This window comes from Bacteroidales bacterium (assembly GCA_035342335.1).
In the GTDB taxonomy this organism is placed as follows: Bacteria; Bacteroidota; Bacteroidia; order Bacteroidales; family JAGONC01; genus JAGONC01.
Map to the genome: position 1 here is coordinate 34,329 of DAOQWY010000009.1, position 14,997 is coordinate 49,325.

Here is a 14,997-nt window from a genome sequence, read left to right on the forward strand (position 1 = left end):
ATAGTTTTCTTAATTTTGACTACCAAGATGCAAGGCTATGACGCTACGGACCATTCTTGCCGAAACCAGGGATTTCATTCACCAGATCTATGTCAACAAGGATCTGATCCTGGAGTTGACACGGCACGACTTCCTGAACAAGTACATAAAAAATTACCTCGGCATCGTCTGGGCCATCTTTGAACCGCTTGCCTTCATCCTGATCCTCTATTTTGTCTTCTCCGTACAATTCGGCAGCAGCGACGTCGAAGGGACTCCGTATGTTGCCTACCTGATCACCGGCTATATTGCCTTCAATTTCTTTTCGGCCACACTCGAACAGGCCACCGACAGCATCAGCGCCTATTCGTTCATGCTCAACAAGGTCAACTTCAGGGTGGCGATCCTGCCCTTGGTCAAGATCCTGTCGAACCTGATGCTCCACGCCGTGATCCTGGTCATCGCCGTGATCTTTTTGCTCTTCAATCATGTTTACCCTTCCTGGTACTGGCTGCAGGTATTCTATTACATTCTTTCACTTTTTGCCTTCCTGCTGGGTCTGGCCTGGATCACATCCTCCGTGAGCCTTTTTTTCCCGGATCTGAAAAATATCATCAGCATCGTTACGATGCTGTTATTTTTCCTGACCCCTGTCTTCTGGTATACCTGGGGATTTTCGGAGACGTATGTTAATATATTGAAATTGAATCCGCTATATTATATTGTGAACGGTTACAGGGATAGTTTTCTGTTCCAGGTCGGTTTCTGGAAACACCCTGTGCTGACGCCTTATTTCTGGGGACTGACCTTCCTGTTTTTGGTCATTGGCACGATGGTTTTCAAGAAGTTACGGCCCCATTTTGCGGATGTAGTCTGATAGTGCATCGATCCTTAGCCTGTACAAATGAACGAACAGCCCATCTACGAAGACACTTACGCCGTCCAGCTCGAGGGAGTTTTCAAGAAGTACCGGCTGTATCAAAACAAGACCGACCGGCTGAAGGAAGCGTTCAATCCCCTCAAGAAGAAATACTACAGGGATTTTTACGCACTGAACGACATCAACCTCAACATTAAAAAGGGTGAGATACTGGGCATTGTCGGAAAAAATGGCTCCGGAAAATCCACCCTGCTCAAAATCATCGCCGGTGTACTGACTCCAACCACCGGGAAGATAACCACCAACGGAAACATTGTTCCTCTGCTGGAGCTGGGATCCGGATTCAACCCTGAATTCACGGGTATGGAGAACATCTTTTTCTACAGCTCCCTGCTTGGCTTTTCACGGAAGGAAATTGAAAAAAAGCTGGACGATATTCTCGGTTTTGCCGAGGTTGGCGAGTTCATCAACCAGCCCCTGAAGACCTATTCGAGCGGAATGAAAGCCAGGCTGGCCTTTGCCGTGTCGGTGAACATTGATCCGGATATCCTGATCCTGGATGAGATCCTGATGGTTGGCGATGAGCTTTTCCGCCGGAAAAGCTTTGCCAGGATGGAAGCATTCTTTCATTCGGGGAAGACGATCATCTATGTATCCCATATGATCAATTCCATCAACGAACTGTGCACCAGGGTGATCCTTCTCGATGACGGGGAACTCATTCTGGACGGTGAGCCTAAATTCGTGACCAACCAGTACCAGAAGCTGCTTTTTTCCAAAAAGTCCGACAGGACACGGATCAGGCAGGAGATACGTGATCTTGCTGCCGACGGATCGGCACCCAAGGTCATTTCCTCGGTCAGTGAGAAAAGGAGGTCGGGATCACCTTTTTCTACCACAGAGTCGTTCCGGCTTGCTGATAATGACGATGGATACGTTCAGTCGCCGCTTTATATCCCGGATTTTCTTTCGAAGGAGCCGGTCGTGACCCGGAACTATGACGTGGATATTGAGAACATCGCGATCCGTACACTGGGAGGTGAAAAGGTGAATGCACTGGTGATGAACCGCGAGTACGCGATCTCCTGCCAGGTGAAGTTCGATGTCACGGTCAGGCAGGTCAATTTCAGCCTTGCGATCAGGACCGAAACGGGACTTTTGATTTCCGGTGTGAACACACCTGCGGAAAATAAGTATATGGATGAGATCAACGCGGGTGAGGCCGTGGAGATTGAGTGGAACTTCTTTTGCCAACTGTTGCCGGCCAACTATTACATCAACATCGGCGTCAGGAGCCACGAAAGCGGTGAACCGGTCGTACTGAACAGGATCCTGGATGCCTGTGTATTCAAGGTGCTCCCCGACGGGGAGAGAAAATTCTGCGGCATTACCCATTTCCACCAGTCGGCTACCATAAAACGCATTAAAATGTAGGTCAATGCGGCAATCCAATGTTCACGGTAATATGTTCTCGTTATGAATGAACGGACGATGGAGGACAGACCCGTTTTTGTCATCGGTGCCGACCGCTCCGGAACCACGCTGCTGAGGTTGCTGCTGACTTCACACCCGCTGATCTGCATCCCTCCGGAGAGCCTGTTCTTCCCGCTCAATGAGTCCCGCTTCGCCGGCAGCCTGCAAATGAGCGGTCAGCTGGAAGAATTCATCACATCCCTTTACCAGGATGGGAAATTCAGGGATTGGAAACTGGACAGGGATCGCCTGGCAGAAAGGCTTCACGGCCTTAGCGATCCTGATTATGCGACGGTCGTTAAGAACGTTTACCTTTTATACGTTGAGATGAATGCCCCCGGGGCATTGATCTGGGGCGACAAGAATCCGTACAACCTTTTCCACGTATCCGTCATTAAGCGGCATTTTCCGGAAGCCAGGATCCTTCATATCATCCGGGATGTCCGTGCCGTCTATCATTCACTGAAGGATGAGACCATCCGCAAGCAATGGGAGATCAGTGAGCCCTTGACCGATTTTGTCCGGCAACGCTATCAGCAGGTTCACAAAGTTCATACGGGCCTGTTGGGTGACCGCAATTATTTCAGTTTGCATTACGAGGAGCTGGTTCGACATCCTGAAAAGATGATGAAAGAGGTCTGTTCGTTCCTCAGGGTAGATTACGATCCTTCGATGCTGGATTTTCACAGGATCAACCGTGAAAGGGAACTGGTGCCCAGGCACCGACTTGGCTGGCACGCAATGACCCTCAAGCCCGTTTCCGGACGAAGGGCAAATGCCTGGAGGAAAGGGCTCACAAGTGAAGAGATCCGGGAGATCGAACACGAAAATGCGTTGTACCTGAAGGACCTGGGATATGCACCGGCCGCCAGGCGTTGTGTTTTTTCATTCGCAAAGTGGTTCAAACGATGAAAAATTGCCTGATCATGGGTTCCGGCAGAAGTGGCACCAGCCTGATGGGTGGACTGCTGTACAATGCAGGTTATTATATGGGAGAGGAACTGTACGCCCCCCTGGAATCCAATCCAAAGGGGTTTTTTGAATGTGCCGAGATCAACGGCATCAATGAGGATATCCTGGCGAAATACAATGTCAGGCCCGACAGGAATTTCTATTATTCAGTGTTTCCAAGGTCCCGCAATAAATTCCCGGTCAGGGACCAGCGCTGGCTGACCTCGGTCCCTCCGGCCGTTACCATCACCTGTGAGGATGCTTCCATTGAAGAAAGGATCCAGTCGGCTCTCCGGAAAGAGCCCTTTTGTTTCAAGGATCCCAGATTCAGTTATACCTATCCGGTCTGGGAAAAATTCCTGCCGCAGGGTACACGTTTCATCTGTGTGTTCAGGGAACCGGATGTTACGGTGCAGAGCATACTCGATGCATGTGCCAGACATGAATACCTTGGCGATCTATACATCACAAGAAAGAGCGCATTCCGATTGCTGTATAATTTGTATTCGCATATTCTCAGTAATTTTACTGGACGTATGGATATTCTCTATGTTCATTACCGGCAGTTGCTTTCAGGAGATATATTGCCTAAAACAGAGGATTTCCTGGATTGTGACCTTCAAAAGGATTGGATCGATGAAAAATTGAACCGGACGGTGGCGTCGGGGAGGGTGCCGGCCCGGACAGTGTCTGTTTACAGAAGATTATGTGAACTCGCGAATTACTTGCCCTTGGGTACAGATCCTGACTGAATGAAAGAAGAGATGACCGAGAGCATAAAGAGTACGACCGTTAAAATCCGTGAGGGGATCTCGTTGTTCACCGCCTGCAAGAACCGTGGCGAGAACCTTGAAAAGGCGCTGAAAACCTGGCTGAGGTTTCCGGAGATCGATGAGATCATCCTTGTCGACTGGGCCTCCGATCTGTCCCTGGAACCTCTGGTTGAACGTTACCAGGACGGCAGGATCGTCCTGGCCGTTGTCAGTAACCAGAAAAAATGGATCCTCACCCAGGCCTTCAACCTTGCAGCACGGCTCACGACCTGCGATAAAATCTTCAAGATCGATGCAGACGTTGAGATCCTGACCGGATTTTTTGAACATCACATTCTTCAGCCGGGAATTTTCTATGCGGGCAACTGGATCAACCAGCGGAATGAAAACGAGCAGTACCTCAACGGAATGGTCTACTTGTACCGGGATGATTTTTTCAGGGTGAACGGGTACAACGAGTTCATCCAGATGTACGGGTGGGACGACGACGACCTGTACGGGCGGTTGCAGGCACAAAGACTTAAACGTGTGGACATCAGCAACGATACCTTGCACCATATCGAACACGAGCACCGCACCATTCACCAGGATGCAACACGGGCTCTGTTTTCGCTACCCGACTCCGAACGGGCTGTCATTCAGATCCTGATGAACCGATACATCAGCCGGCAGATGGAACCCTGGTCGTCAAAACAAACGATGAGGGATTTCAGAATGGAACAACGGGGGGATAATCATATTCTATGCGATCCTCTTATAGATGACAACAGGGTGATCCCTCCTGAACTCTGGGAGATCAGCAGGGTCGTTGCAGTCAAAGACCGGATGAACCAGCTGGGATTCAGCCTTTTGCCTGAAATTTTTTCCGGCGATGAAGATGGCGGTCTTGAAAAGCTTTATCACCTTTACATAAGTGATGAAAAAGGCGGCACCGTTAAAACGGTTTTGCATGCCATTGAAAATAAGCTTCACCATTACAGCCAGGAGGCTGCCACGCTCCAACAATTGTTGAAAAGTGTTGAGCGTGAACTGAAAGCTGTCAGTGCTGATTTTGAAGTGGAAAAAGAGAGGGTCGTGAACCTTGAAGATCAAATCAACCAGCTGCATCGGTCCTGGACGTGGAGGATCGGTCGTGTCCTTGTCAGCATCATTGCGGTCCCTCTCCGGCTTTTTTTGGGATTGGTTGCAAAAAAAAGAAGGTAGGGCAACCACCTGGCACATTTACGTCCCTTTGTTCTTTTTCGTGTGGTCCGACAGATATTTCAGGGGAGCAAGGATGAGGTTTCCGGTTTTCCAGGTGTAGGACTTCAGGATCGTCTCGATCCTGTTTTGCCTTTCTTCGATCAATGCATTCAGTTCGCCCATTTTCGCACGGATTCGGTCGAGTTCACCTGTTAGGAAGAGATTTTGCCTGCTCATTTTGCTCTGTTCGTCCTGAAGCCCTTGGATATTTAATTGTAATGATTTTATTTGTTCCAGGAGATCGCTCTGTTCGTCCTGAAGCAATTTGTTCTTCTGCTGGGATGATCGTACTTGTTCCTGCAGATCACTGATCACCGCATTTAGGTGATTGGTTTTTTCCAAGCAGGATTTCTGCAGTTTTGCCAGATCATCTTCAAGATCAGAATTTTTTTGTATAAGCTCTTTGATCCTGTCTTGATACGCCTTCTCCCTGTATTGTGCCATATGGTAGAAGAAGGGAGAATCCCGGTCGTACTGTTCACCGTTCCACGGATTGATGCCGAAATAGCTGATCAGGTTCTCCGGAAAGTCTCCCGTAATGGAATCATCGGTTTTGTCTGTTGATATGCCGCCTGCGTGGAAGAAAGCGATGATCCGGTCAACGAAAAAGAATTCATACCTGGTAAAACACCGCAGGTTGTAATCCCAGTCGGCTGTGGTTGAATACTTTGTATTGAAATACCCGACGGTTTGAATGACACTTCGGGGGTAGAATAATGCCTGGTGGCAGATGTTCTTCCTTAGAAGTTTTTCCAGTGTGAAGGGCCCGTCATACACGGCCTGGTCATTTGCCCAGCTTGTCTGTCCTTCAACGTATACATTACCATAAATCACCCTTTCCGTTGCAAACACCCCTTCGCGGGCCAGGTCGTTCAGAACGGTGTCGTTATATAAAAGATCATCAGCGCCCAGGAAATAAAGCCATTCCCCTTTACTTTGCTCCATTCCGTGGTTGATGGCATCATACACTCCGCTGTCTTTTTCGGAGAACAGCCGGATGTGGCTGAACTGCTTCTGGAGTTTACGGATCAGGGCAACTGTTTCGTCGGTCGAATTTCCATCCATGATGATATGTTCAATTGCAGGGTAATTCTGACGTGCAACACTTAAAATGCATTTTTCCAGTGTTTTGGCTGCATTGAAGGTCGGGGTGATAACCGATATTCCTGGCTGGGGCATGTTGTGACGACGAAATGAATCTGGTGCTAAGATAATAAATTGCTGAATTGGACCGGCCGTAGTTTTATCTCGCATAATGTAAAAATTTAGGTATTTTTGAAGAAGGATTGCGTCAGTCTGACCAATATATTCGTTGGATGTCTTAAACCTGTTTATAATGTGTCACCGATCGTTCTAAGGGCATTATACGTATTTTTTCCCTACGGATCCAGGCGGTGGATGCTACTGAAGTCGGCATTCAGGATCCTACGGCACCCCTGGCATTATGTGAAATCATTCAAATGGCAGGATTTCGGGGGGTATATCCGTGCCTTGTTCAATGAGAACAGGATCCAGTACGATCGGAAAGCCACAGAAGCACTGAATCCCGGCAAAGAGACGATGGCGGTTGCAGAAACGGCCCCTGAAATGGAAGACTCTCCAGGGGAAAGACTTCAAATTCCTGACCACGAACAACCGGAAATCCTTTTCATTTATGCTCACCCTGGCTCCGCCAATTCCTTGTTCAACTCGATAAAATCACTGGTGCAGACCGTCTCCATTCCTTACAGGATCATTCTCTCGGGGGATTGCAGGGAATTTGCGCCAGGCCAGGCTCTGAGCGGGATCCGGTACCTTGATGAACAAATGCTGCCATCCTATGTCCTTCATCATCCATCCCTCCACTCAATAGGATTGCTGGACGGGGACAGTGTCCTTCAGCCGGAAACCGTCCAGACCTGCCTGACAACGCTGGGCAGGGACAAAAAGACCGGGATGGTCGTTCCCCGGGTGTTAGTTGATCAGTACACCCTGGAGTCCGCAGGGGCCATCCTATGGAACGACGGCGTTTATACCCGCTACGGGCAGGGAGGGGATCCCGGGGCACCCGAATTCAATTATCTCAAAGAAGTGGATTCCTCCGATCATTTTGCTGTGGTTGACAGGGAGCTGCTCCTGGAATGGATCCAGGACGCGCCACTGCCCTTCAGTGCCTGGCCTTTTTCGGTGCACGATCTGGCCATGAAATCCCGTGCATCGGAAAAAAAAGTCGTTTATCAACCACTTGCACGGCTGCTACTGGGTGATCAGCAGCAAAATACATCAGGTATACAGGCTTCGGAACTATTTTGTAACCGCTGGAAAACCCAGTTGGAGAAACACCATTTGACGGAGGGTCCCGAAAATGTTTTCATTGCCAGGGAGCGCGGCCAGGACAGACAGTACCTGCTGATGATCGATTACAATGTTCCGATGTACGATGTTTCGGCAGGATCAAGAACGATGCAGTGCTATATTCAGCTGTTCACGGAGAAGGGATATCTGATCAAATTTGTCAGCGACTACTTCTATCCTCCTGCCAGGCTGGTATCACCGATGGAACAGCAGGGGACGGAAGTCCTTCACGGGGCCTTTTACGAGGCGAATTTGCGTCAATGGCTTTCCGATAATGGAAAGAATTTTTCGGTCATATTCCTCAGCCGGCCGGTCATAGCCGATAAGTACCTGGGATGGGTAAAAGAATTCACGACCGGAAAGATCATCTATTACGGTCACGATCTTCATTACCTGCGGGCATTTCGACGTTACGAGCTCGAGCGCGGAAAAGGGCAGCTGAAAGAGGCCGAAAGGTTCAGAGCGATGGAAAAGAAACTTTTTGAGTCGTGTGATGTAATCTATTATCCATCGCAGTCGGAAATTGATATCCTTCGCTCGGAATTTCACATAACGCGGCCGGTGAGGGCCATTGTTCCGTATATTTACGATGCGTTTCCCCAGAGGCAAGCCGACTGGAGTAAAAAGAAGGGGATTCTGTTTCTGGGAGGATTCCACCATCCGCCCAACGTGGATGCCGTGAACTGGTTCCTGAACGACATCTGGCCTGAGGTGGCTGCGCAACTGCCTGGAATTCAGTTTTATATTGCAGGTTCCGATCCCCCGGAAGCCATCCTGGAACGACAGTCAGAAACCATCCGGGTTGTAGGACTGGTAAGCGACGAAGAACTGGAAATTCTGTATGAAACCTGCAGGCTCGTGGTGGCGCCACTGCGCTATGGCGCCGGGTTGAAAGGGAAGATCGTGGAAGCCATGTACTACGGAATGCCGGTGGTTACGACAACCATTGGCGCTGAGGGACTGGACGGGGCGCGATCCATTCTCCAGGTCGCCGATGAAGCAGAGGCTTTCGCCAGGAAGATCATTGGTCTTTATGAAAATGAAGGCGAACTGCAAAAGCTCGCTGAAGCCTCGGTGATGTACGTAAGGGATAATTTTTCAAAAGAAAAAGCGTATTCGATCATTCAAAACGACTTAGAGGATAACCCGTGAACAGCGAAACGATCCCCGTAAGAATACTGGCCTTTTACCTACCGCAGTACCACCCGATCCCGGAAAATGATCAGTGGTGGGGAGAAGGATTTACGGAATGGACGAATGTGAAGAAGGCACGGCCATTGTACAGGGGGCATCTTCAGCCCAGGATACCCGCCGGGCTTGGTTATTACGATCTCAGGGATGCTGAAGCCAGGGAGGCCCAGGCTCAGCTGGCGAAGTTATTTGGCATTGATGGATTTTGTTACTGGCATTACTGGTTTGGCGGCGGAAAAACATTGCTGGAGAGACCCCTGCGGGAAGTGCTCGCATCGGGGAAACCGGATTTTCCGTTTTGCGTGGCCTGGGCCAACCAGTCGTGGACCGGCAAATGGCATGGACTGAATGACCAGATCATCGTCGAACAGACCTATCCGGGGAGGGATGATGATGAGAAGCATTTCTATCACCTTCTTCCTGCCTTTGAAGATGCGCGTTATATCAAGATCCGGTCAAAGCCACTGGTTTTTGTGTACATACCTGATCAACTTCCTGATCCTAATTTTTTTACGGAATTCTGGAACGAACTGGCGGTGAAAAATGGTTTTTCTGGAATCTACTTCATCGGTGTCCATTACATTGACTGGGACCATCAAAAGGATGGTTTTGATGAAAAGACCATACACCAGCCTTTCCATTACATTCATACGTATGAGCGAAAGCTGTCTCGCCGGCTTGCTGGCATTGTGAAGAGGCGGGTGCTGCTGGGATGGCCGGAAGTATACCACTATCGGAAATTGATAGAAGCGTATGATTTCAGCCTGCTTTCAGGCAAGGATTTCATCCCCACCCTTATACCGAATTGGGACAACACACCGCGGTGTGGAAGGAGAGGGGTGGTGTTTCAGGGGTCAACGCCGGAATCCTTTAAAAAGCATCTGCTCGAAGGAGTTCAGTATGTTTTGAGGCGGACGGCCGGGGAAAAGATGATCCTTGTGAAATCCTGGAACGAGTGGGCGGAAGGCAATTACCTGGAGCCGGACGCCCTGTGGGGCAGGGGATACCTGGAGGCCATCCGGGAGGTTAAAAACACACCGACCGCAATCTAAATCCTATGAATGATGCGACATAAGATCCTGATCATTTCCCCCACACCCACCCATCCCACGAATGCAGGCAACCGGGCACGGATCCTCGTTTATTCCACTTTTCTGACCGAAGAAGGACATGAGGTGCATTTCCTGTATTCCGATCAGGAAGGAGGGGATCTGCAGGCGATGCAGTCCTTCTGGGGAGAGCGGTTCCACTACCTGCCCTACCAAAAACCTGAACCGAGGCCATATCCCGTATGGTTGACCGCATTGAATTCCAACTACCGGTATTATTCCAGGGTGGATGATCACTACAACGTATCCCTGGATGGGGAGATCCGTAAACTGCATAAGGAACATCGCTTTACAGCCGTGATCGCGGAGTATATCTTCAACACCAGGGGTCTGCTGAATTTCGGCCCTGAAGTGCTGAAGCTGGTCGACACCCACGACAGGATGACCAAACGGCACAAGCTCTGGCAGCAGGCAGGGAAGCAACCAGTCTGGTATTCCACTCCACGTAAAGAGGAAAAAAAAGGCGTTGACCGTGCTGATGTCGTCATGGCCATCCAGGACAGGGAAGCTGCCTTTTACAGGAAGCTTACACGTAAGAAAGTGGTAACGATCGGGCATCTTGTCAGCGTCATTCGTCCCGAAAAAATTGACATTCCCCGAAAAAGACTCTTGTTTCTGGGGTCCAATAATCCGAACAATTATTATGCGATCACGGATTTCATTCAATTCTACTGGCCATCCCTGCTGGAGCATTTTCCCGGGATCGAGCTGTATGTTGCGGGTAACATCTGTGAAAGGGTGGAGGATCGGCCGGGGATCATCAAAATGGGCGAAGTCAATGACATAAGTAACATTTACCGCGTGGCCGACCTTGTCGTCAATCCGATCACCATCGGTACCGGGCTGAAGATAAAGAACATCGAATCCATTGGGTTTGGAAAGGTGCTGATATCGTCCAGTGTCGGAGCCGAGGGGCTTGAATCGGGTGCGGGCAATGCTTTTCTGGTTGCCGATGACCCGGAGCGATTCAGGACACATCTTCAGGAGTTATTCAGCATACCCGGTTATCATTCGGAAATAGCTGCAGGCGCCATCCGGTTTGCTACCGCCTACAACCGGAGGCCCTGTGAGGAACTGAAAAGGATTTTTTCCTGATGAGATCACTTGATTAATTTACTTGCTGCTTTCTGATCCTTGGGCTCTTGCGGCAATTGTTTCTTTGGTTATCTTATGATTTTAAAGAATTCTTTGCCTCGTCGATCAGGTTTCTTACATAGTGTGAACTAACTGAAGGATCAATGGTTTGCAGCGGATTTATTTTCCAGTTATCTTCATAGCCAAAGAGTTTCATATAGGACCCGAAACGAGCTTTGTAATGGTCAACATCTGATGGAGTGAACCAGTCCTTCCAGAATCCGTACGATTTCGAGCGAATAACGCGTTTTTCAGCTACATCATCTGTTTTTTCGATATTCAGACCGAGGTATTTATTTAACCGGTCAAAATTCCCGTCAACATAATCTTCGTATCTAAAGACCATTATATCTGGATGGTGATAATGATAGTTGATCAGTTTTTCCTGTGGGCTTATGCCTTCGTCAAGCAGCATTAGTTCGCGGATTTCTTGTATGGTGACTCCGGCTGGGTTTTTTTCTTTTTGCAGCAATAATTGAACGGCACGGTCCAATGCCCTTTCAAGTTTATCTTCAGGAGTGATTAATTTTCGTGTGATGAGGTTGTAGGGTGTGTAAAGCATTTGGCTAATGATCTGGTCCCTGGGATCACGGGTGATCAGTATTTTTTTGTTAAAATGGTCGTACTCCCGGGCTAAGCCCATAAAGCATTTGACCAGCACGGGAACGGTAATTTTTTCCGGAAGTCTGGCGCCACTGTTTTCCGGTTCGAAGATGCAAACAGAATTTTGCGGCAAAGCATTCTTAATTGAGTAAAATAACGCTGTTGTTCCTGTCTTTGGGTTGCCCGTTAGCAGAATGAGGGGGATCTCCCTATATCTCTGGTCTGATTTGCTTTCAGTGAAATTTTGGTCAATGAAAGATTGTATTCTTTTATCCATCTTATCACCAAAAATAAGAAAAGCACTGAGAATCTCCTTATTCCGGTGTATTTTTACAGACAGAAAATTATTTCGTGGTTCGCTGCCAAATTCAATTTATGTCAGGTATCCGAAAAATGGCACAGATCATTCGGACCATCTGGACCGACCGGCTGGCTGCATTGAAGTACCCCGCAAAGACCTTTGTGGACGTTCATATCCTGCACAAAAAATATACGGGAAGGATCAATCTGCGGGAGCAGGCCGATGTGCTGTACGGCATGCACCGAAGCGGTTGGGGATATGCCCTGCGATCCATCCGTGATCTTCACAATCCGCGGGGCGTTTACCTGGATGCATTCATTGAACGGTCGTTCACCTGGTACGCAAACCGGGAAAAACGCCCTCACCTGGAGCCATGGATCGGATTCCTCCACGTTCCGCCACATATTCCCGAATGGTTTGATCAGCGGCAATCCAACCAGGCGATCTTTCAGCAGGAGACCTGGAAGCAGAGTTTGCCGTACTGCCGCGGTTTGTTTACATTATCCGCTTACCATAAAAAATACATTGAGCCGAAATTCGATCTTCCGGTCAATCATCTCATTCATCCTACCGAAACGCCGGCACTGAAATGGAGTTTGGAAAATTACCGCAGAAGTGGCGAAAAGAAGGTCGTCCAGGTGGGGTGGTGGCTCAGGAAATTGTATTCGATCTATCTTTTGCCTGTAAAGCAGTCGAAAAAGGTCTTTTTGCGGAAAGAGGACGGCGACATGGTGGCGTTGATGAAGGCCGAGCTGGTCAATATGGAAAACAGGGAGCAGATCACGGATGACATTCTCCGCAGTGTGCAGACCGTCCATTATCTTTCAAACAGGAATTACGACCGTTTGCTGGCTGAAAGCATTGTTTTTCTGGATCTGTATGATTCCAGCGCCAACAATGCCATCGTGGAGTGCATTGTCCGTGGTACGCCGGTTCTGGTCAACCCGATCGGGCCCATTGTGGAGCACCTCGGGCTGGATTATCCGTTTTATTTTACAACGCTGAAAGAGGCAGCTGCCAAGGCAGAGGATGAAGATCTCATTTACCGGACGCATCGTTATTTGTTGGAGCATCCACTGAAGGAAAAACTCTCCGGGGAACATTTTCGCAGAAGCCTGTTGGAGTCGGAAATTTACAAGAGCCTTCAGCCTTTCTGAATCCTGACACCCGGAAACCAAATCCTCACTGCCCTGTCGTACCTGAACCAGGTTTCGTGTTTGCAATCTTAAATACACCTCCAAAATTTTGGAATTTTGGAATATTTTGAATATATTGCTTCGTTTTCCTTACACCACCATGAAAAGAACATTATTACTAATTGGAATGGTATTGCTTATATCCGTTCTGATGGCCCAGGCACCCCAGGCTTTTAAATACCAGGCGGTGATAAAGGAACAATCCGGGCAGGTTCTAAGTAACCAGAACGTTAATCTGAGGATTAGCATTTTACAATCGGCAGTTGATGGACCGGAGGTTTACGGTGAACTGCAAACCGTAATGACCAGCGAATTGGGCCTGATCAGCATCCAGATCGGAAACGGTAAAAATCCGACAGGCAGCCTGTCGGCCATTGACTGGGGCGCCGGCAGTCATTATCTTCGCATTGAGATGGATCCCGCAGGGGAAACCAACTTTGAACTGATGGGTGTTTCTCAATTATTATCGGTTCCCTATGCCTTATATGCGGAGAAGTCGGGAAGCGGGAAGCGGGATGCAGATTTTGATTGGGAGGTGATCGGTTACGATGTGGTGACAGGTCACGGAGGAAGCTATCCTCTTGGTAATGTCGGCATCGGGAACAATGCACCCGGGTCGCTCCTGTATGTTGCCAAGAACATGGGCGAGCCCACCATCACCATCCGGAACCTCGGAGGTGGCGGCGGGGCAACCTATGCGATGGTGGATGACCTGAGCGGGGCGAACTGGAAATTCAAGGCGACCACCTATGGGGGCTTCAAGATCCGTGACCATGCCTGGGGACTTGACGTGCTCACGATGGAACCCATCGGTACGGCCAATGCACTATATATTAAAACAGGCGGTTTTGTGGGCATTGGGAAAAATACACCCAACGAGAGATTGGATGTCGCCGGCAGAGTGCATTCTGATCAGGGATTCAATGTCAATGGTACGAACGGATGGAACGACACCACTAATCAGGTGACAGCCTTTGATTTTACAAGTAATAAGTTGAAATACAGGACCTACATCCATTCCGGAGGTATCTTGATGTACGCAAGTGTGGAATCCGCGTGGGTTGACAGTGTGGGTGATTATCTGCTGTCTGTGCAACCTTTCACCTGCGGGGATACGTTGATCGATACCCGTGACCAGCAAGCATACGCTACTATTCTTATTGGAACACAATGCTGGATGGCTCAGAATCTGAATGTGGGAACAAAGATCAACAGCACTCATCCCGGGATTCAGCAATTTAACAATGAAGTCATTGAAAAATATTGTTTCAGCAACACTGATGCGAATTGTGATACCTATGGAGGCCTGTATGAATGGGGTGAAGCAATGCAATACGTCACCACGGAAGGGGCTCAGGGACTTTGTCCTGATGGTTGGCACATACCTACAGATAATGAGTGGAAGATACTGGAAGGAGTTGTCGACAGTCAGTATCCTGTTGGTGATGCCGAGTGGGATGCAACAGGTTTCAGAGGATTGGATGCGGGAGGTAAGCTGAAAGAAGCAGGTACCACACATTGGAATTCACCCAATGAGGGCGCCACGAATTCCAGTGGCTTTACTGGTCTTCCATGGGGGTATCGCGCCAGCTTCACTGGGAACTTCGATAACCTTGGCATTGAAGGTTATTTCTGGTCTTCTACACCTTGGAGTAACTTTGGTGCATATATGCGGAGACTTTACAATGCACAGGCCCGTGTGGACAGGTATTTCTGGTATTCAGATAACGGTTTCTCCATCCGATGCCTGAAGAATTGACGTTGGCCATCAGTGGATGGAGCTTTAAATCCTATGCCACGAAAAGAACACGATTACTAATTGGAATGGTAT

At 48.9% G+C, this 14,997-nt stretch carries 12 protein-coding genes; 10 read left to right on the forward strand and 2 right to left on the reverse strand.

The genetic code is table 11. From position 1 onward, the window contains the following. The first annotated feature begins 37 nt into the window (after window positions 1–37). Genes PKI34_06200 through PKI34_06220 form a run of 5 tightly spaced genes read left to right on the forward strand, consistent with a single transcriptional unit; the run spans window position 38 to window position 5,259 of the window. The gene (locus tag PKI34_06200) at window positions 38–856 is read left to right on the forward strand and encodes an ABC transporter permease (GenBank protein HNS17393.1); all 819 of its coding nucleotides are present in this window, start codon (window positions 38–40) and stop codon (window positions 854–856) included. A 27-nt stretch (window positions 857–883) separates the two neighbouring features. Next, window positions 884–2,293, forward strand: coding sequence for an ABC transporter ATP-binding protein (locus tag PKI34_06205; protein HNS17394.1), 1,410 nt, complete (start codon window positions 884–886; stop codon window positions 2,291–2,293). 42 nt (window positions 2,294–2,335) lie between these two features. Beyond that, window positions 2,336–3,244, forward strand: a complete 909-nt coding sequence (locus PKI34_06210) for a sulfotransferase (protein HNS17395.1) — start codon at window positions 2,336–2,338, stop codon at window positions 3,242–3,244. Next, window positions 3,241–4,035, forward strand: coding sequence for a hypothetical protein (locus PKI34_06215; GenBank protein ID HNS17396.1), 795 nt, complete (start codon window positions 3,241–3,243; stop codon window positions 4,033–4,035). The genes PKI34_06210 and PKI34_06215 overlap by 4 nt, the downstream gene beginning before the upstream one ends. Continuing rightward, the gene (locus tag PKI34_06220) at window positions 4,036–5,259 is read left to right on the forward strand and encodes a galactosyltransferase-related protein (GenBank protein HNS17397.1); all 1,224 of its coding nucleotides are present in this window, start codon (window positions 4,036–4,038) and stop codon (window positions 5,257–5,259) included. An 18-nt stretch (window positions 5,260–5,277) separates the two neighbouring features. On the opposite strand, the gene PKI34_06225 is transcribed toward PKI34_06220, so the two are convergent. Then, complete coding sequence (locus tag PKI34_06225) at window positions 5,278–6,477, reverse strand: glycosyltransferase (protein HNS17398.1); 1,200 nt, start codon at window positions 6,475–6,477, stop codon at window positions 5,278–5,280. A 96-nt stretch (window positions 6,478–6,573) separates the two neighbouring features. Between PKI34_06225 and PKI34_06230 the strand changes: the two genes are divergently transcribed. From PKI34_06230 to PKI34_06240, 3 genes are read left to right on the forward strand one after another with little or no spacing between them, the layout of a single operon-like run. Next, window positions 6,574–8,784: a glycosyltransferase gene (locus PKI34_06230; GenBank protein HNS17399.1), complete on the forward strand. Its 2,211-nt coding sequence runs from the start codon at window positions 6,574–6,576 to the stop codon at window positions 8,782–8,784. Continuing rightward, window positions 8,781–9,875 (forward strand): glycoside hydrolase family 99-like domain-containing protein, encoded by a 1,095-nt coding sequence (locus tag PKI34_06235; GenBank protein ID HNS17400.1) that lies wholly within the window; start codon window positions 8,781–8,783, stop codon window positions 9,873–9,875. The genes PKI34_06230 and PKI34_06235 overlap by 4 nt, the downstream gene beginning before the upstream one ends. 9 nt (window positions 9,876–9,884) lie before the next feature. Next, window positions 9,885–11,027 carry a glycosyltransferase family 4 protein gene (locus tag PKI34_06240; protein HNS17401.1) on the forward strand — a complete coding sequence of 381 codons (1,143 nt, stop codon included), beginning with the start codon at window positions 9,885–9,887 and terminating at the stop codon, window positions 11,025–11,027. Window positions 11,028–11,100: 73 nt separating this feature from the next. On the opposite strand, the gene PKI34_06245 is transcribed toward PKI34_06240, so the two are convergent. Then, a complete protein-coding gene (locus PKI34_06245) occupies window positions 11,101–11,802 on the reverse strand; it encodes a hypothetical protein (GenBank protein HNS17402.1) in 702 nt (233 codons plus the stop codon). Window positions 11,803–12,062: 260 nt separating this feature from the next. On the opposite strand from PKI34_06245, the gene PKI34_06250 reads away from it, so the two are divergent. Both PKI34_06250 and PKI34_06255 read left to right on the forward strand, forming a co-directional pair. Continuing rightward, window positions 12,063–13,127, forward strand: a complete 1,065-nt coding sequence (locus PKI34_06250; GenBank protein HNS17403.1) for a hypothetical protein — start codon at window positions 12,063–12,065, stop codon at window positions 13,125–13,127. A 139-nt stretch (window positions 13,128–13,266) separates the two neighbouring features. Next, a complete protein-coding gene (locus PKI34_06255; protein ID HNS17404.1) occupies window positions 13,267–14,925 on the forward strand; it encodes an FISUMP domain-containing protein in 1,659 nt (552 codons plus the stop codon). Window positions 14,926–14,997: the final 72 nt, after the last annotated feature.

Excerpts from the sequence above, each read along its gene's own strand:
- PKI34_06200 (HNS17393.1), top strand. The coding sequence starts at position 38 with ATGACGCTACGGACCATTCTTGCCGAAACCAGGGATTTCATTCACCAG.
- PKI34_06205 (HNS17394.1), top strand. The coding sequence starts at position 884 with ATGAACGAACAGCCCATCTACGAAGACACTTACGCCGTCCAGCTCGAG.
- PKI34_06210 (HNS17395.1), top strand. The coding sequence starts at position 2,336 with ATGAATGAACGGACGATGGAGGACAGACCCGTTTTTGTCATCGGTGCC.
- PKI34_06215 (HNS17396.1), top strand. The coding sequence starts at position 3,241 with ATGAAAAATTGCCTGATCATGGGTTCCGGCAGAAGTGGCACCAGCCTG.
- PKI34_06220 (HNS17397.1), top strand. The coding sequence starts at position 4,036 with ATGAAAGAAGAGATGACCGAGAGCATAAAGAGTACGACCGTTAAAATC.
- PKI34_06225 (HNS17398.1), bottom strand. The coding sequence starts at position 6,477 with ATGCCCCAGCCAGGAATATCGGTTATCACCCCGACCTTCAATGCAGCC.
- PKI34_06240 (HNS17401.1), top strand. The coding sequence starts at position 9,885 with ATGATGCGACATAAGATCCTGATCATTTCCCCCACACCCACCCATCCC.
- PKI34_06250 (HNS17403.1), top strand. The coding sequence starts at position 12,063 with ATGGCACAGATCATTCGGACCATCTGGACCGACCGGCTGGCTGCATTG.
- PKI34_06255 (HNS17404.1), top strand. The coding sequence starts at position 13,267 with ATGAAAAGAACATTATTACTAATTGGAATGGTATTGCTTATATCCGTT.